This is a genomic window from Streptomyces sp. ATexAB-D23 (assembly GCF_000373645.1).
GTDB classification, from domain to species: Bacteria; Actinomycetota; Actinomycetes; order Streptomycetales; family Streptomycetaceae; genus Streptomyces; species Streptomyces castrisilvae.
Window position 1 is genome coordinate 33,513 of record NZ_KB892046.1, and the last position, 15,971, is coordinate 49,483.

The window sequence follows — 15,971 nt, forward strand, 5'->3', positions numbered from 1 at the left end:
CCGAGGGGCACGTGCGCCGGGCGGCCCGGGGTGCCGGCGCTCGTGGATCAGAGGGCGTTCAGATACGCGGGGACCTCGATCGCGGGGTCCAGGTCGTCAGCCGGGACCGGCGCGGCGAAGGCGGGGGCGACGGGGACGACGCCGGACCAGTGCGGCAGGCCGATGTCCTGGGGGTCGTCGTTCGGCCCGCCCGTGCGGATCTTGGCGGAGACCTCCCGCAGATCCAGCCGGATCACGGCCGTGGCCGCCAGCTCCTTGCCGTCGGCGGGCCGGGCGTCCTTCGAGCGGCCCGGCACCACCTGGTCCACGATCGCGTCGAGGGCGACGCGCCGCTCCTCGGGGTCGGTCACGGTGTGCGCGGTGCCGTGGACGACCACGGAACGGTAGTTGAGCGAGTGATGGAAGGCCGAGCGGGCCAGGACCAGGCCGTCGACGTGCGTCACCGTCAGGCATACGGGCAGCCCCGCATCGTTTCCGTCCGCCGCCCGCAGCGGCCGCGAGCCCGTCGATCCGTGGACGTAGAGGCGTTCGCCGACCCGGCCGAAGAGGGTCGGCAGGACGACGGGGGCGCCGTCGCGCACGAAGCCGAGGTGGCAGAGGCAGGCGGCGTCGAGTATCGAATGGACCGTTTCCCGGTCGTACGAGGCCCGCTCGCGCGACCGGGTGGGGATCGTGCGGCCGGTCGGCTCGTAGCCGGCCGCGGGGTCCGGTGACGTGGTCTGCTGGGATGCGGTCTCCGGCATTGCGGACTCCATTGCACTAGTGCATACTGTTGTTTGTGCTAGGAGAGTATCGGATCAGTGGGCGGCGTGCATCCGAAATTGCCGCCAGTGTGGAGCAGGGGGTCGGTTCCGGGGAGCTGATGCCCGGACAGGTCCTGCCGCCCATGAGGGAGTTGGCCGGCCAGCTGGATGTGAACCCCAATACGGTCGCGGCGGCCTACCGCATCCTGCGTGAGCGCGGGGTGATCGAGACCGCCGGGCGCCGGGGCAGCCGGGTCAGGCCGCGCCCGGCGAGCACGGCGCGTGGGTCGATGCGGGTCGAGGCGCCGCCGGGGGTCCGGGATCTCGGCGAGGGGAATCCGGACCCGGCGCTGCTGCCGCGCCTCGGCGAGGCGTTCGCCGCGGTCGCGGAGGCATACGCGCGGGAGCCCGGCATGTACGCGCGGGCGTCCGTCGACCCCGAGTTCGCCGCACTCGCGCGCGCCGCCATGGACGCCGACGACATCCCGGCCGGACCGGTGATAGCCACCTCCGGGTCGCTCGACGCGATCGAGCGGGTGCTCGTCGCCCACCTCCGGCCGGGGGACATGGTCGCGGTCGAGGACCCCGGCTGGGGCGGGCTGCTGGACCTCGTGCCCGCGCTCGGCATGCGTCCCGTCCCCATGGCGTTGGACGACGACGGGCCGCTGCCGGACGCGCTCGATCAGGCGCTGCGGGCGGGTGCGCGGGCGGTCGTCGTCACGGACCGGGCGCAGAATCCGACGGGTGCCGCGATCTCCGCGGGGCGCGCGACGGAGCTGCGGGCGGTCCTCGCCGGATACCGGGGCGTCCTGCTCATCGAGGACGACCACGGGCACGCCATAGTCGACCTGCCCCTGTATCCCCTGGCAGGGGCCACGGACCGCTGGGCCTTCGTCCGCTCGGTGGCCAAGGCGTACGGGCCGGACCTGCGGGTCGCCGTGATGACCGGTGACGTGGTCACGGCCGACCGGGTGTCCGGGCGTCAGCGGCTGGGCCCCGGCTGGGTCAGCCGGCTGTTGCAGCGGACCGTGGTGCACCTGTGGCGTACGGACGCCGTGGACACACGCGAGGTGGCACGGTCCTACGCCCGCCGCCGCGACGCGCTCGTGGGGGCACTGGCCGACCGGGGCGTCGAGGCGTACGGGCGCAGCGGGATGAACGTGTGGGTCCCGGTGAGCGACGAGACCGGGGCGGTGGCGCGGCTGCTGCACGCGGGCTGGGCGGCGGCGCCCGGGGCGCGGTTCCGTCTCTCCGCGCCCCAGGGCATCCGGCTCACCGTCTCGCCGCTCTCCGACGCCGACATCGGGCCCCTGGCGGACGCGGTGGCGGCCGCGGCGGGTCCCGCGAGTCCGCTGAGCTACGGGTAGCTACGGGTGAGGGGGTGAGCCGTGGGCGGATCGGCGCGGGGGCGGGGCGGCGGGTTCGCTGCGAGGAGGGGGCGAGACGGCGCGGGGCCGGCTCTGGGTCAGTGCGGCGCCGGCCAGGACGATGAGCGCGCCCACGGGGGTGTTCCAGCTCAACTGCTCGCCGAGCACGGCCACTCCGGCGGCGGTGGCGATCACCGGAATGAAATACGTGACCATCTGCGCGGTCGTCGGCCCGACCTCGTTGACCAGGCCGTACTGGAGCAGCACCGCGACCCCCGTGCCCAGGGCCCCGAGGGCGACGACAGCCAGGGTGGGGAGCAGCGGGAAGCTGCCGGGGGGAGAGGTGAACAAGGGCGTGACCAGGGCGAGTTGGGCCGTGCCGAGGAAGAGCTGACTGCCGGTGAGGGCGAGGGTGGACGAACCGCTGCCCGCCAGCGTCCGGCGCACGTAGATCCAGCCGACCGGATAGCTGAGCGAGGCCAGGAGCGCCATGGCCGTGCCGCTGAAGTCCAGCCCGGAGAAGCCCTGCCAGGCACCCAGCACCGTCAGGACGCCGAGGAAGCCGAGCCCGAGACCGGCGACGCGGCGGCGGGTCGGCCGGTCCTCCGAGAGGGCGACGAGCGACAGCGCCATGCCCCACAGGGGTGAGGTCGCGTTGCAGATGCCGGCCAGCGTCGACGGGATGCTCAGTTCGGCATAGGCGAAGAGGGAGAACGGGAGAGCGTTGAGGAAGAAGGCCGCGACGGCCAGATGGCCCCAGGTGCGGGCGGAGCGCGGCAGCCGCTCCCGCTTCACCACCATGACCACGGCGAGAACGGCGGTACCCGAGAACAGCCGGCCGAACGTGACCTGGAACGGGGCGTACCCGTCGGTCCCGACCTTGATGAGGAGGAAGCTGAAACCCCAGATGAGCGAGAGCGCCGCGAAGCGCAGCCGCCAGTCCAGCGCCGGCCTGCGCGCCGGGCCGGGGAGGGCGGCGGTCCGCGCCGGGGGCGGAGGGGCGGGTGTCCTGGGCGGGGCAGCCGGCGTCCGGGGTGGGGAAGCCGGTGCCGGGGTCGGCTCGGTGGTGGGCCCGGGTGCGGGCGGTGCGCTCATGAGGTCCACGATGACCATTCCCACCTCGTAGCACAAGTGAGAATTTGTGCTGGGATTCGCGTAGTATCGCTTATATGTTGAACCTGGAGCGCTTGCGCACCCTGGATGCCCTGGCCCGGCTCGGTTCGGTCAGTGGTGCCGCCGAGGGGCTGCACGTCACGACGTCGGCCGTGTCGCAGCAGATGGCGAAGCTGGAGCGGGAGGTGGGGCAGCAGCTTCTCGCCAAGAACGGGCGCGGGGTGCGGCTCACCGACGCGGGGCGGCTGCTCGCCGACCACGCGGCCCGCATCCTCTCGCAGGTCGAGCTGGCCCAGTCCGACATCGAGGCCCAGCGGGGCGAGGTGGTGGGGGAGATCCGGCTCGGAGCCTTTCCGACGGCGGCCCGGGGCCTCTTTCCCGCGACGCTGCTGGCCCTGCGCGCCGGACATCCCGAGCTTCGGGTACGCACCCTGGAGCTGGAGCCCGAGGCCGGTATCCGGGCGGTGCTCAGGGGCGACATCGATCTGGCGGTGGTGCTGGACTGGAGCAACAAGCGGCTCCCGGTGCCCGGCGGCCTGACCAAGGCGGAACTTCTGGACGACGCCCCGGACATCGCGATGGCGGCCGGGCATCCGCTCGCCGGGCGGACCGAGGTCGACCTGGAGGACTTCGCGGAGGACGACTGGGTGTCCTGGCCGGAGGGTGAATTCTGTTACGACTGGCTGATGTTCACCCTCCGCTCCAAGGGTATCGAGCCCCGCATCGCCCACCTCGCGGGCGAGCACCACACACAGCTCGCGCTGATCGCCGCCGGTATGGGCGTCTGTGTGGCGCCCAGGCTGGGGCGCGGGCCGGTGCCCGAAGGGGTGCGGCTCGTGCCGGTGCGCCAGAAGATGCGGCGGCACGTCCACGCGGTGTGGCGCACGGACGCGGACCGGCGGCCGTCGATCCGGGCGGCGGTCGCGGCTCTGCGCGAGGCGGGCCGGGAGCTGGACGAACCCTGGAGGGAGGGGGGCCGGTAGCGGCGGCGGTCACCCGTTGTCCGGGCCGGGGAGTTTGCTGAAGTCCCAGCTGGTGATGGTGGTGGGGGTGAGACGGAGCCAGGCGTGGCGGTTGTCGTGGGGCATTGTCTCCATGCCGAAGTACTTGGCCGCGAACAGCCTCTCGGGCGTGTCGAGTTCCGGGCAGGGCTCGCCGGTGCGGGGGGCCTCGCCGATGAAGGACGCGTCGCCCGCGAGTTCTACGCCGCGCAGCTCGCCGTACTCCACGCCGTCGTCGATCACCACGGCGATGCGCGGGTCGCGGCGCAGCTGTGACCACCGCAGGCTCCGGGTGATCGAGTAGAGCCAGAGCGAGCCGCCGTCCCAGCAGAACCAGAGCGCGCCGGCATGCGGGCGGCCGTCCGCGCCGACGGTGGCGACCCGGCAGGTCCGCTGCCGGGTGAGATAGGCGTCGCGCTCCTCGTCCGTCATCATGATCCGGCGGCCCCGGCGCTGGGTGACAGCCATGGATTGCCTCCTGCTGCTGGTCGAGGACGAAGGTGAACTGACTGAGTGTCAGGAATCATGGCGTCTCTTCCTTCGTCACGCAATGGGGGCTACCCTCGCGCGCCCCGGTCCGGCGCCGACCCCGGCCCGGCCGACCCGCCGCCGAGAGGGGCCGCAGTGCCGTCCAGGGAACAGCTCGCCGCGCAGACCGACCCGGCCACCACCGCACTGCTGACCGTGGAATGCCAGGAGGGGGTGGTGGGACCCGACAGCGCACTGCCCGAACTCGCCGGGGCGGCGGTGGCGTCGGGTGCGCTGCGGCAGGTGGCCCGGCTGGTCGCCGGAGCCCACGAGGCCGGTGTCCAGGTGGTGCACGCGGTCGCCGAGCGCCGTCCCGACGGCCGGGGCGCCAACCGCAACGCCCGCCTCTTCCGCGCCGCCGGCCGGCTTCCCGTGCAGCAGCACCCCGGCACCGCGGCGGTCCGGATCGCCGCACCCATCGAGGTCACCGGTGAGGACCTCGTCGTCCGGCGGCTGCACGGGCTGTCCCCGCTGGCGGGCACCGATGTGGACGCCCTCCTGCGCAACCTCGGCTGCCGCACCCTCGTGGTCACCGGGGTATCGGCCAACGTCGCCGTGCCCAACGCGGTCTTCGACGCGGTCAACCTCGGATACACCGCGGTCGTGCCGGCCGACGCCATCGCGGGCGTGCCCGCCGACTACACGCCCGTGATGGTCCGCAACACCCTGGCGCTCGTCGCGACGGTGACCACGACCGACGAGCTGCTCGACCGCTGGCGCAACGCGGGGGCCGGGGCCGGCACGCGGGCATGAACCCGGGCCTCCGGCCCCGCCCCCGTCAGGCTCCCAGGGACTTCCGCAGGAAATCCAGCTCCAGCCGCAACAGCCCGCTCGCGGTGCCGTCCCGGCCGACCAGGTGACCGGCGCCGGACAACGGCAGCACCGTGTGCGGGCGCCCGGCGGCCAGGAGGGCGGCCGAGAACCGGAGCGTGTGGGCGACGGCCACGTTGTCATCGGCGAGGCCGTGCACCAGCATGAGCGGACGGACCAGGGCCGCGGCCTCGTCCAGCAGTGAGTTGCGCGCGTAGTTCTCCGGCAGCACGTCCGGGTGGCCCAGGAACCGTTCCTCCCAGTGCGTGTCGTAGAGCCTCCGGTCCGCGGGCGCCGCGCCCGCCACCGCCGCGTGGAAGACGTCCGGATGACGCAGTACGGCGGCCGCCGCGAGGTATCCGCCGAACGACCAGCCGCGCACCGCGACCCGCGTCGTGTCCAGCTCCGGACGGTCCCCGGCGACCGCGTGCAGCGCGTCGATCTGATCCTCCAGTACAGCCGTCAGCCGGTCGCCGTGCACCGACTTCTCCCACGCCTCGCCCCGCCCCGGCGTGCCCCGCCCGTCCGTGACGAGCACCGCGAACCCCTGCTCCGCGAACCACTGGGCCACCGCCGTCCACCACGTCCGCACCTCCAGCACGACCTGCATGCCGTGACCGGCGTACGGGCTGAGCAGCACCGGCAGCGGACCCGACTCGGGGCGGTGCCAGGACGGCAGGTGGAGCCGGCTGCGCAGTTCCCGCCGGCCCAGGCGGAGCGCCAGTGGCCGGGGGGTGACGAGCGGTTCCTCGGCCAGGACGGCGATCCTGCCCGCCTCGGCTCCGGAGCGCAGCACCGTCACGGTCTGCCCCTTCGGGGTCCTGCTGTCGAGCACCACGGTCGGGCCGCCGACCGCCGCGGTGTGCACGCCGGGTGCGCCGGAGACCCGGACGGGGCCCTCGTCCCGGCCCGTGGTGTCGTACGACCAGACATGGATCTCGGTCGGTTCCCCGCCCGCCGTGAAGTACACCCGCCCGTCCGCCGCGCCGATCACCTCGCGGACCTCCAGGCCCGGTGGTGTGACGGTGTCGCCGATGGCGAGGCCTTGGGTGTCGCCGCCGGGCCGCGCCGGGACGACGAGTGCCCCGTCGGACAGCCGCAGCGGGGTGCCGGGGCGCAGCGCGACCCAGGCGGGGTCGTGGGCGTGGTGCAGCGTCCGGGTCGCACCGGACTCCGCGTCCACCGCCAGGACGTGGACGGACCGCTGGTCCCGGGTCTGTACGCAGACCAGCGGGCCCCGGCCGTCCCAGCGCGCCGCCACGACGTACTCGAACGCCCGGTCCGTCCACGCCGCTTCGGGATGCCCCTCGCCCGCGGCCTCGGGCAGACGGACAACGACCCGCTCGCCCGAGACCCGCACCACGTGCAGCGACACCTTCGCGTTGGCCGTACCGGCGGCCGGGTACGCCACCTCGCGGGGCGGCCGTCCCGGGTCGGAGGGGTCCGCGACGTACCGGCGTGCGACGCCGGCCGTGTCCACGCGGGCCACCAGCAACGCGTCCCCGTCCGGGGACCACCAGTAGCCGCGCGACCGGCCGATGGACTCCTGCGACACGTAGTCGGACAGGCCGTACGTGACGTGCTCGCCGTCCGGTCCGGCGAGCGCCCGGTCGCCCGTGCCGTCGGCCCGTACCGTGCGCAGCGCGCCCCCGGCGACGTACGCGATCAGGGAGCCGTCGGGCGAGGGGCGGGGGTCGACGGCCGGTCCGGCCGTGCGGACCCGGCGGGGCGCGCCGCCGTCCGTGGGGACCACCCAGAGGGCGCCGCGGAGCGCGAAGGCCGCCAGACGCACGGAGGCGTCGGTGGCGTAGGAGACCACGCCGGACGAGGTCTCGTGGGCCCGCTCCCGCCGGGCCCGTTCCTCCGGCGGCAGCTCACCGGCCGGCCCGTCCGCGAGACCGGGCCCGAGCGGGTCGGCCAGGAGCCTCTCCGCGCCGTTCTCGTGCAGCCAGAGCCGGCTCACCGGGTCGGTGCCCGACGTGCCCCGGACGAACAGCACCCGCGCGCCGTCGGGGGAGACGGTGAACTGCCGGGGCACCCCCAGCGAGAAGCGCCGGGTGCGGGCGAACTGGTCGGGGAAGCGGTCGACGGCGGCGGCGCGGGTGCCGGAGGGGTGGGTCATGGCGACACCATGGCAGGCGGAACGGCCCGCGCGGCGCCCGGGGGCCGCCCGCCCCGGTACGGGGGAGGGCGGACCCCGGGGAGGGGGTCAGTGCGTCGGGGCCGCGGCTGCCTTCGCCGCGGCGCTCTCCTCCGCGAGCCGCTCCATGCCGCTCTGGGTGCGCAGCGGCTTCTCCTTGATGAACAGGACCGCGATCAGCGCCAGGAACGCGAAGGGCGCGCCGATCAGGAAGACGTCGGCGGTCGCGACACCGTACGCGTGCTCGACCACCTGCCGCGCGGACTCCGGGAGCGTGGTGAGGTCGGGGACGCCGCTGCCGGCGCCTCCGTTGTCCGCCGCGCCGCCGAAGCCCTTCTTCATCTCGTCGGCCACCCGGTGGGCGAGGACGGCGCCCAGGGCGCTCGTACCGATGGCCCCGCCGAGGCTGCGGAAGAACGACAGCACCGAGGTGGCAGCGCCGAGTTCGGCGGCGGGGACGTCGTTCTGGGCGGCCAGCACGAGGTTCTGCATCAGCATGCCGACGCCGACGCCGAGCACCACCATGTAGAGGCTGAGCAGGCCGAACGAGGAGTCGGCGCCGATCGTGGACAGCAGACCCATGCCCGCGGTCATGATGACGCCGCCCGCGATGAGGAAGCCCTTCCACTTGCCCCGGGAGGAGATGATCTGCCCGGCCACGGTCGTGGAGACCATCAGACCGAGGATCATCGGAAGGCTCATCAGACCGGCGGTGGTCGGGGTCTTGCCCAGCGAGATCTGGAAGTACTGCGAGAGGAACACCGTGCCGCCGAACATGGCCACACCGACCAGCATGCTCGCCACCGTCGTCAGCGCCACGGTGCGGTTGCGGAAGATGTCCAGCGGGATGATCGGTTCCTGGACCCGGGACTCGACCCAGACCGCGGCGGCCAGCAGGACCACGCCCCCGGTGACGAGTGCGGCGGTCTGCCAGGAGGCCCAGTCGAAGCGGTTGCCGGCGAGGGTCACCCAGAGCAGCAGCGCGCTGACCCCGCTCATGATGAGGACGGCGCCGACGTAGTCGATCTTCACTTCGCGGCGGACCGTCGGCAGTTTCAGGGTCAGTTGGAGCAGGGCGATGGCGAGCAGCGCGAACGGCACCCCGATGAAGAAGCACCAGCGCCACCCCAGCCAGGAGGTGTCGACGAGCACACCGCCGATGAGCGGGCCCGCGACCGTGCCGACAGCGAAGACGGCGCCGAAGATGCCGGAGTAGCGGCCGAGTTCGCGCGGCGGGATGATCGCCGCCATCACGACCTGGGCGAGTGCGGTGAGACCGCCCGCGCCGATGCCCTGCACGACCCGGCTCACGATGAGCAGCCCGACGCTGTGCGAGAAGCCGGCGACGAGCGAGCCGGCGATGAACATCGACAGGGAGAGCTGGATGAGCAGTTTCTTGTCGTACAGGTCGGAGAGCTTGCCCCAGATCGGGACCGTCGCCGTCATGGCGAGCAGTTCGGCCGTGACGACCCAGGTGTACGAGGACTGGCTGCCGTGCAGATCGGCGATGATCCGGGGCAGGGCGTTGGAGACGACGGTGGAGGCCAGGATGGCCACGAACATGCCGGCCATCAGGCCCGACATGGCCTGGAGTATCTGGCGGCGCGTCATGCCTGACGCGGGCCCCTCGATCGCACCGGCGGCGCCGGTTTCGGGTGTGACGGCAGCGGTCATCGGCTGACGTTCCTCATTCTCTGGTGACTGGCTCCGCGGTCAGTGGTTCTGCGCGGAGGGGTGGTGCGGTGGGTGACGTGGGCCCGGCGGTGTGTGCCGGTCGCGCTCAGGTCCTCAGGCCGGCGGCCAGCGCGGCGAACGCCTCGCGGTACAGGCCCTGGAAGGTGCGCGTACGGCCCGACGCCACCCAGACCTCGACGGCGGCGCGCACGGCGGCCAGGGCCACATGCGCGAGGAGCCGGGGATAGAGGTCGGTCTCGGGGTCCTGGCCGAGGCGCTCGGCGACGACGGCGACCATCGCGGTCTCATCGGCGCCCCGGGCGGCCAGGAAGTTCGGGAGCAGGGCGGGGCTCTTGCGCAGGACCGCCATCTGGAGCTCCCAGCGCTCGTGGTCCTCCTCGATCTGGGCGAGTTCCTGGGCGATGGCCTCGCTGAGGGCTTCGAGCGCCGAGAGGTGCTCCGGGGCGTTGAGTACGGCCCGGCGGGTCCGTTCGGCGTTCTCCTGGCCGGGGCGCGTGATCGCGTCCTCCAGGCACGGGAAGTAGTTGAAGAACGTGCGGACGGAGACGCCGACGGCATCGGTGACCGCTTCCACGGTCACATGCTCGAAGCCGCGCTCGGCCGCCATGCGCAGCGCCGTGCCGGCCAGGGCGTCACGCGTGGCGCGCTTCTTGCGCTCACGCAGCCCCATGGGCGGGTCGTCGCTCATGAAGGTGCATGCTATGCAATTTTGCAGCCTGGGCAAAATTTTGAACCGGCCGTCCGCATCCCTTCCCGGCGGCCGGGGGCGCTGTTACATTCCGGAAAACCAGAATTCATTTCAGTCTGTGACTGGAGGCTCCCCATGACGGCTGTCCATGATGCTCCTCACGTGCATGTGCCGGTTCGTCGCGAGCTGCCGCCGTCGATGGTCGAGCGGGTGACGCTGATCATGGACGTCTTCGACGGCAGGACGGCCAGGCTGTCCCTGGAGGAGGTCGCCCGGTCCACCCACCTGCCCAGGTCGACGGCGCACCGCATCCTCGACCAGCTGGTACGGCTGCGCTGGCTGGAGCACACCGGCCTCGGCTACGGGCTCGGGCGTCGCGCGCTCGGCCTCGGCGGCGGGGACGGCGCGCACAGCAGGATCCGGGAGGCCGCCGCCGCCCGGCTGCACCACCTCCAGATCAGGACCGGCCTCGTCGTCCACCTGGCCGTCCTGGACGGGGCCGAGGTGCACTACCTGGACAAGGTCGGCGGGCGCTTCGCCGCTGCCGTCCCCTCCCGGGTCGGCGGCCGGGCACCGGCCCACTCGACCGCGCTCGGCAAAGCGATGCTGGCCTGGCTGGAGCCGGAGGACGTCGAGGCCAGGGCCGCCGGGCTCACCGGCCGGCTGACCCGGCGCACCATCGCCGATCTCGGCACCCTGCACCAGGAGCTCAACCGGGTCCGGCGCCGTCACGGCCTCGCCTTCGAGCGCGGCGAGTGCTTCCCGGACATCGCGTGCGTGGCCGCCGCCGTCCGGGGCCCGGAGGGGCCGGTCGCCGCGATCTCCCTGGTGGGGGACGCCTGGTCGCCCCTGGAGAAGGTGGCCCCGCTCGTCGTGGACGCGGCGCGGCAGGTGTCCGCCGAGCTGTTCCCGGAGCGGCAGACCCCGGTGCGGGGCGGGCGGCGGGTGGCGGACGCACCCGAGGAGACGTGGTCGCCGCAGGCCATGGACAGCCTGCTCGCGGCGGGGCAGTACGGGGACTGGCAGTAGGGCGGGAGCGGGGCGGGAACGTATACGGCCCTGCTGGTCCTGCCGGCCCTGCTGGTCTCGCCGGTCCCGCCGGTCCCGCCGGTCCCGCTGGTCCCGCTGGTCCCGCCGGTCCCGCTGGTCTCGCCGGTCTCGCCGGTCCCGCTGGTCCCGCTGGTCCCGCTGGTCTCGCCGGTCCCGTACGCGTTCGGCAGGTCCCGTACGAGTTCGGCAGGCGTCGCCGGCCCCGCCCGGTCCCGCCGGCCCCGGTGTGAGTGCTCACCCGGCGTTCTCGACCCCGTACGCGACCGCCCGGCGCTCGCTCCCCGTACCCGCCGCCCGGCGCTCTCACCCCCACAGGTCGCCCCACCCCCACGGGCCCGGAGGTGCCGGGGCCGCCGGGTCCCCGATGCCGAAGCCGCCGCGGAAGAAGAGCATCGGACGGCCCTCCTCGCTCAGGGTCTCCAGGGCGAGGACCCGGCCCAGCACCACATCGTGGTCGCCCGCGCCGTGCACGTCGTACACATCGGCGTGCACCCGCGTGAGGACGCCCGGCAGGGACGGCGTCCCCCAGCGGGAGACCTCCCAGTCCAGCCCCTCGTACTTGCGGCCCTTGCTCGAACCGAACCGGCCGCAGAGATCCGTCTGCCCCTCGGCCAGGATGTTCACGGCGAACCGCCCCGCTTCCCTGATCCTCGGCCAGGCACGCCCCCGGTGGTCGGCGCAGAACAGCACCAGGGCCGGTTCCAGCGAGACGGAAGCGAACGACTGGCAGGCGAAGCCGGCCGGGACGCCGTCCCGGCCGAGGCCCGTCACCACCGTGACCCCGGAGGCGAAACTCCCCATCGTGCGCCGCATCCGCGGAGGGGTCGGCTCGGTCTCCTCACATGCCTCGGGCGCGGACAGGGGCTCTGCGGTCATCGGGTTCACCTCTGGGGGACGGGGCGGGAACATCGCCCGGGGCCGGGCAGGGGGCCGACCCTAGGACCGCCGTCCGGACCGCCGGGAACGCGTTCCCGATCAGTGGAACGACGCCGCGCAAGGCCCTCCGGGAGGCGTCGGAACCCGCCCGGCAACGGGCATCCCGCTGACCGAGACGTCCGCCGCGCCGCCCGGCACCCCGTGGTTACCGTCCAGGAACCGTTCACACGGCACCCATGGGCCGCCCGGCCGCCGACGACCGTCGCCGGGCCCCTCGGGCCTTCAGGTCCACCGGACACCGAGCTCGACCGAGGCAGGGATGATGACGGAGCTCAGCCACGACTCCACACTCCGCGAACTCGCCACCGACCAAGGCGTGTTGCGATACCACGAGGCCGGCGACGGCCCGCCCCTGCTCCTGCTGCACGGCTCGGGGCCCGGCGTCACCGGCTGGCGCAACTACCGCCACAACCTCGGGGTGTTCGCCGAGCACTTCCGCTGCCTCGTCCTGGAATTCCCCGGCTTCGGGGTCAGCGACCCCGCCGACGGACACCCGATGGCGACGGCCGCGTCGGCCGTGACCCGGTTCCTGGACGGGCTCGGACTCGACCGGGTCGACATCATCGGCAACTCGATGGGCGGCATCATCGGCACCCGCTTCGCCCTCGCACAGCCGGACCGGGTGCGGCGCCTGGTCACGATCGGCGGCATCGGCCGCAACCTCTTCAGCCCCGGCCCCGGCGAGGGCATCAAGCTGCTCTCCGAGTTCACCGACCACCCCACCCGCGAGGGCCTGGTCCGCTGGCTCAGCTCCATGGTGTACGACCCGTCGCTGGTGACCGAGGAGCTGATCGAGGAGCGGTGGGCGCAGGCCACCGACCCCCAGACCCTCGCCGCAGCCCGCCGCATGTACGGCACCGAGGCGTTCGCCGCCCAGGCCGCCGCCGCTGCCGCTTCCGACACCGCGCCGTACTGGGCGATGCTCCACCGGCTGCGCGCGAAGACCCTGCTCACCTGGGGACGTGACGACCGGGTCAGCCCGGTCGACATGGCACTGCTGCCGATGCGCACCATCCCCGACGCGGAACTGCACGTGTTCCCCGACTGCGGGCACTGGGTGATGATCGAACAGAAGGCCGCCTGGGAGAGCGCGGTACTCGCCTTCCTCACCCGTCAGGACGCGGCGTGAGCGCCCCGGCCCGGAGCGCCTGGGACGAGGAGTTCGACTTCGTCGTGGTCGGCAGCGGCGGGGGCGGCATGGCCGCCGCGCTGACCGCGGCCGACAGCGGCCTTTCCACCCTCGTGGTGGAGAAGGGCGCCAAGTACGGCGGCACCACCGCCATCTCCGGCGGCGGCATCTGGATCCCGAACAACCCCACGCTGCGCGCCAAGGGCCACGACGACAGCCGTGAATCCGTACGCCGCTACCTGGACCGGCTCACCGAGGATCGGGTGCCCGGCGCACGCCTCGACGCGTACATCGACCAGGGGCCCGCCGCGATGGAATTCCTCGGCCGGAGCCGGTGGATGCGGTTCTTCTGGGTCAAGGGCTACGCCGACTACCACCCCGAGTACGACGGCGGACGCCCGCTCGGCCGGTCCGTCGAGGCGCTGCCCTTCGACACCCGCAAGCTCGGCGAGGACGAGAAGTACCAGCGGCCCAACAGCCTCAAGGGCCCGCTCGGACTGTGGATCACCGCGAAGGACTACCGCGACCTCGCCATGGTCAAGCGGACCTGGCGCGGACGCCGGGCCTCCCTGACCGCCGCCTGGCGGGTCTCCTCCAACATGATCCGCCGCCGCCACATGGCCACCGGAGGGCGCGCCCTGGTGGCCAGGATGCGCATGGCGCTGAAGGACGCGGCCGTCCCCCTCTGGCTGCGCACCCCGATGACCGAACTCGTCACCGAGGGCGGCGCGGTCACCGGCATCGTCGTCCAGCGGGACGGCCGGACCGTCCGGGTCGGCGCCCGGCACGGAGTGCTCCTGGCCACCGGAGGGTTCGACCACAACCAGGAGATGCGCGAGAAGTACCTCCCCGAGGGCAGCCGCGCCGACCACAGCGCCGGCGCCGTCGAGAACGTCGGCGACGGCATCATCGCCGGCCAGGCACTCGGCGCCGCACTCGACTTCATGGACGACGCCTGGTGGATGCCGTCCGTGCACCATCCGGCGGGCGCGACGATCCCGCTCGTCTCCGAGCGGTGCATCCCCCCGTCCGTGATCGTCTCCGGCGACGGCCACCGCTTCACCAACGAGTCGTCGCCGTACGTGAACTTCGTCCACGACCAGCTCGCCGGCGGACACGTCCCCGCCTGGTTCGTCATGGACGCCAAGGCCCGCGCCCGCTACCCGTTCGCCCAGATCCTGCCCGGCGTGCCCTTCCCCAAGGCGTTCTACGAGAACGGCACCGTGCACCGCGCCAACACCGTCGCGGAACTGGCCCGGAAGACCGGCATACCCGAGGACACCCTCACCGCCACCGTCGCACGGTTCAACGGCTTCGCCAGGTCCGGCAAGGACACCGACTTCGGGCGGGGCGACAGCGCGTACGACCGCTACTACGGCGACCCGACACTGAAGAACCCCAACCTGGACGAGATCGACAAGGCCCCCTACTACGCGGTCCGCATCGAGGTCGGCGACCTAGGAACCAAGGGGGGCCTGGTCTGCGACGAGCACAGCAGGGTGCTGCGCGAGGACGGCACGGCCATCACCGGCCTGTACGCCACCGGCAACACCTCCGCCTCCGTGATGGCCAACGAGTACGCGGGACCGGGCGCCACCATCGGCCCGTCCATCGTCTTCGGCTACGTCGCCGCCCGGCACGCCGCCACCGCCTCCGCGCCCCGCCCGTCCGGCGCCCACGGAGGCACGCCATGAGCCCGGCTCCGCTGACCGTGCGCGTCGTGGAGGTGATCCGCGAGACGGCCGACGCCCACTCCCTCGTCCTGGAACCGGCCGACGGACACCGGGACGCGTTCGGCTACGCGCCGGGCCAGTTCCTCACCGTCCGGGTGCCGTCCGAGCGCCCCGGCGGAGCCGCCCGCTGCTACTCCCTGTGCAGCTCCCCGGTGCGCGACCGGCACCTCAAGGTCACCGTCAAGCGCACCGCAGGGGGGTACGCCTCCCACTGGATCTGCGACCACGTCACCGCGGGCGACACCCTGGAGGTGCTGCCGCCCGCCGGCACCTTCACCCCCGACTCGCTCGACGCCGACTTCCTGCTGCTCGCCGCGGGCAGCGGCATCACCCCGGTGATGTCGATCCTCACCTCCGCCCTGCACGCCGGGACCGGCCACGTCACCCTGATCTACGCCAACCGCGACGAGCGGTCCGTCATCTTCCACGACGAACTCGCCCGCCTGGCAGCCGAATCCGGCGACCGGCTCACGGTGCTGCACTGGCTGGAGTCCGCCCGGGGCAGGCCCACCGCGTCCGGACTGCGGGCCCTGGCCGGTCCGTACGCCGGGCGGCCCGCGTTCGTCTGCGGGCCCGGCCCCTTCATGGACCTGGCCACCGGCGCGCTCACCGGCCTGGGGGTGCCGGCCCGGCTGATCACCGTGGAACGGTTCACCTCGCTGGCCGGCGACCCGTTCGCCGAGCGCGCCCCGATGCCGCGGTCCGCCACGCCCGTCAGCACCGCGGAGGTGGAGCTGGACGGGGAGCGCCGCACCGTCGAGTGGCCGCGGGACACGCCCCTGCTGGACGTGCTGCTCGCCGCCGGCCTGGACGCCCCGTACTCCTGCCGCGAGGGCAGTTGCAGCGCCTGCGCCTGCGTCCTGGTCGAGGGCGAGGCGGCGATGGAGCGCAACGACGTCCTGGACGCCCAGGACGTCGCCGACGGGCTGATCCTCGCCTGCCAGGCCCGCCCGGTCAGCGACCGGCTGCACATCACCTACGACGGCTGACCACCGCACCCCCGACCGCACCCCGTACCCACTCGACCCGGATGAGGTT

General features: G+C 73.3%; 14 protein-coding genes. 7 read left to right on the top strand and 7 right to left on the bottom strand.

The genetic code is table 11. The features are described 5' to 3' along the window. Positions 1-47 precede the first annotated feature (47 nt). Complete coding sequence (locus B082_RS0127920) at positions 48-743, bottom strand: pyridoxamine 5'-phosphate oxidase family protein (RefSeq protein WP_018555092.1); 696 nt, start codon at positions 741-743, stop codon at positions 48-50. Between the two features lie 35 nt (positions 744-778). Here B082_RS0127920 and B082_RS0127925 point away from each other — a divergent pair, with 35 nt between their 5' ends. After that, positions 779-2,110 (top strand): aminotransferase class I/II-fold pyridoxal phosphate-dependent enzyme, encoded by a 1,332-nt coding sequence (locus tag B082_RS0127925; RefSeq protein ID WP_026250282.1) that lies wholly within the window; start codon positions 779-781, stop codon positions 2,108-2,110. Here B082_RS0127925 and B082_RS0127930 read toward each other — a convergent pair whose 3' ends face one another. Continuing rightward, positions 2,111-3,241 (bottom strand): DMT family transporter, encoded by a 1,131-nt coding sequence (locus tag B082_RS0127930; protein ID WP_234018250.1) that lies wholly within the window; start codon positions 3,239-3,241, stop codon positions 2,111-2,113. It abuts the gene before it with no gap. Positions 3,242-3,279: 38 nt separating this feature from the next. Between B082_RS0127930 and B082_RS0127935 the strand changes: the two genes are divergently transcribed. Continuing rightward, complete coding sequence (locus tag B082_RS0127935; RefSeq protein WP_018555095.1) at positions 3,280-4,206, top strand: LysR family transcriptional regulator; 927 nt, start codon at positions 3,280-3,282, stop codon at positions 4,204-4,206. A 9-nt stretch (positions 4,207-4,215) separates the two neighbouring features. Here B082_RS0127935 and B082_RS0127940 read toward each other — a convergent pair whose 3' ends face one another. Next, on the bottom strand, positions 4,216-4,692 hold the full coding sequence (locus B082_RS0127940; protein ID WP_018555096.1) for a pyridoxamine 5'-phosphate oxidase family protein: 477 nt from the start codon (positions 4,690-4,692) through the stop codon (positions 4,216-4,218). Positions 4,693-4,848: 156 nt separating this feature from the next. Here B082_RS0127940 and B082_RS0127945 point away from each other — a divergent pair, with 156 nt between their 5' ends. Next, complete coding sequence (locus B082_RS0127945; RefSeq protein ID WP_018555097.1) at positions 4,849-5,505, top strand: cysteine hydrolase; 657 nt, start codon at positions 4,849-4,851, stop codon at positions 5,503-5,505. Positions 5,506-5,530: 25 nt separating this feature from the next. Here the strand turns inward: B082_RS0127945 and B082_RS0127950 are convergent, their stop codons facing one another. From B082_RS0127950 to B082_RS0127960, 3 genes are all read right to left on the bottom strand, one after another. Next, a complete protein-coding gene (locus B082_RS0127950) occupies positions 5,531-7,684 on the bottom strand; it encodes a prolyl oligopeptidase family serine peptidase (RefSeq protein WP_018555098.1) in 2,154 nt (717 codons plus the stop codon). 87 nt (positions 7,685-7,771) lie between these two features. Next, on the bottom strand, positions 7,772-9,376 hold the full coding sequence (locus B082_RS0127955; protein ID WP_018555099.1) for an MDR family MFS transporter: 1,605 nt from the start codon (positions 9,374-9,376) through the stop codon (positions 7,772-7,774). 106 nt (positions 9,377-9,482) lie between these two features. Next, entirely contained in the window at positions 9,483-10,085 is a 603-nt protein-coding gene (locus B082_RS0127960) for a TetR family transcriptional regulator (protein WP_026250283.1), read from the bottom strand. Between the two features lie 198 nt (positions 10,086-10,283). On the opposite strand from B082_RS0127960, the gene B082_RS0127965 reads away from it, so the two are divergent. Continuing rightward, the gene (locus B082_RS0127965; RefSeq protein ID WP_018555101.1) at positions 10,284-11,114 is read left to right on the top strand and encodes an IclR family transcriptional regulator; all 831 of its coding nucleotides are present in this window, start codon (positions 10,284-10,286) and stop codon (positions 11,112-11,114) included. 324 nt (positions 11,115-11,438) lie between these two features. On the opposite strand, the gene B082_RS0127970 is transcribed toward B082_RS0127965, so the two are convergent. Then, positions 11,439-12,011 (bottom strand): flavin reductase family protein, encoded by a 573-nt coding sequence (locus tag B082_RS0127970; protein WP_051094706.1) that lies wholly within the window; start codon positions 12,009-12,011, stop codon positions 11,439-11,441. Between the two features lie 319 nt (positions 12,012-12,330). Here B082_RS0127970 and B082_RS0127975 point away from each other — a divergent pair, with 319 nt between their 5' ends. Genes B082_RS0127975 through B082_RS0127985 form a run of 3 tightly spaced genes read left to right on the top strand, consistent with a single transcriptional unit; the run spans position 12,331 to position 15,922 of the window. Then, complete coding sequence (locus B082_RS0127975) at positions 12,331-13,200, top strand: alpha/beta fold hydrolase (RefSeq protein WP_018555103.1); 870 nt, start codon at positions 12,331-12,333, stop codon at positions 13,198-13,200. Continuing rightward, entirely contained in the window at positions 13,197-14,894 is a 1,698-nt protein-coding gene (locus B082_RS0127980) for an FAD-binding protein (protein WP_018555104.1), read from the top strand. The genes B082_RS0127975 and B082_RS0127980 overlap by 4 nt, the downstream gene beginning before the upstream one ends. Further along, positions 14,891-15,922, top strand: a complete 1,032-nt coding sequence (locus tag B082_RS0127985) for a ferredoxin--NADP reductase (protein WP_018555105.1) — start codon at positions 14,891-14,893, stop codon at positions 15,920-15,922. The genes B082_RS0127980 and B082_RS0127985 overlap by 4 nt, the downstream gene beginning before the upstream one ends. The last annotated feature ends 49 nt before the right edge of the window (positions 15,923-15,971 follow it).

Coding starts and splice junctions, on each gene's coding strand:
- B082_RS0127955 (WP_018555099.1), bottom strand. CDS start 9,376: ATGACCGCTGCCGTCACACCCGAAACCGGCGCCGCCGGTGCGATCGAG.
- B082_RS0127920 (WP_018555092.1), bottom strand. CDS start 743: ATGCCGGAGACCGCATCCCAGCAGACCACGTCACCGGACCCCGCGGCC.
- B082_RS0127950 (WP_018555098.1), bottom strand. CDS start 7,684: ATGACCCACCCCTCCGGCACCCGCGCCGCCGCCGTCGACCGCTTCCCC.
- B082_RS0127985 (WP_018555105.1), top strand. CDS start 14,891: ATGAGCCCGGCTCCGCTGACCGTGCGCGTCGTGGAGGTGATCCGCGAG.
- B082_RS0127970 (WP_051094706.1), bottom strand. CDS start 12,011: ATGACCGCAGAGCCCCTGTCCGCGCCCGAGGCATGTGAGGAGACCGAG.
- B082_RS0127960 (WP_026250283.1), bottom strand. CDS start 10,085: ATGAGCGACGACCCGCCCATGGGGCTGCGTGAGCGCAAGAAGCGCGCC.
- B082_RS0127940 (WP_018555096.1), bottom strand. CDS start 4,692: ATGGCTGTCACCCAGCGCCGGGGCCGCCGGATCATGATGACGGACGAG.
- B082_RS0127935 (WP_018555095.1), top strand. CDS start 3,280: ATGTTGAACCTGGAGCGCTTGCGCACCCTGGATGCCCTGGCCCGGCTC.
- B082_RS0127965 (WP_018555101.1), top strand. CDS start 10,284: ATGGTCGAGCGGGTGACGCTGATCATGGACGTCTTCGACGGCAGGACG.
- B082_RS0127975 (WP_018555103.1), top strand. CDS start 12,331: ATGATGACGGAGCTCAGCCACGACTCCACACTCCGCGAACTCGCCACC.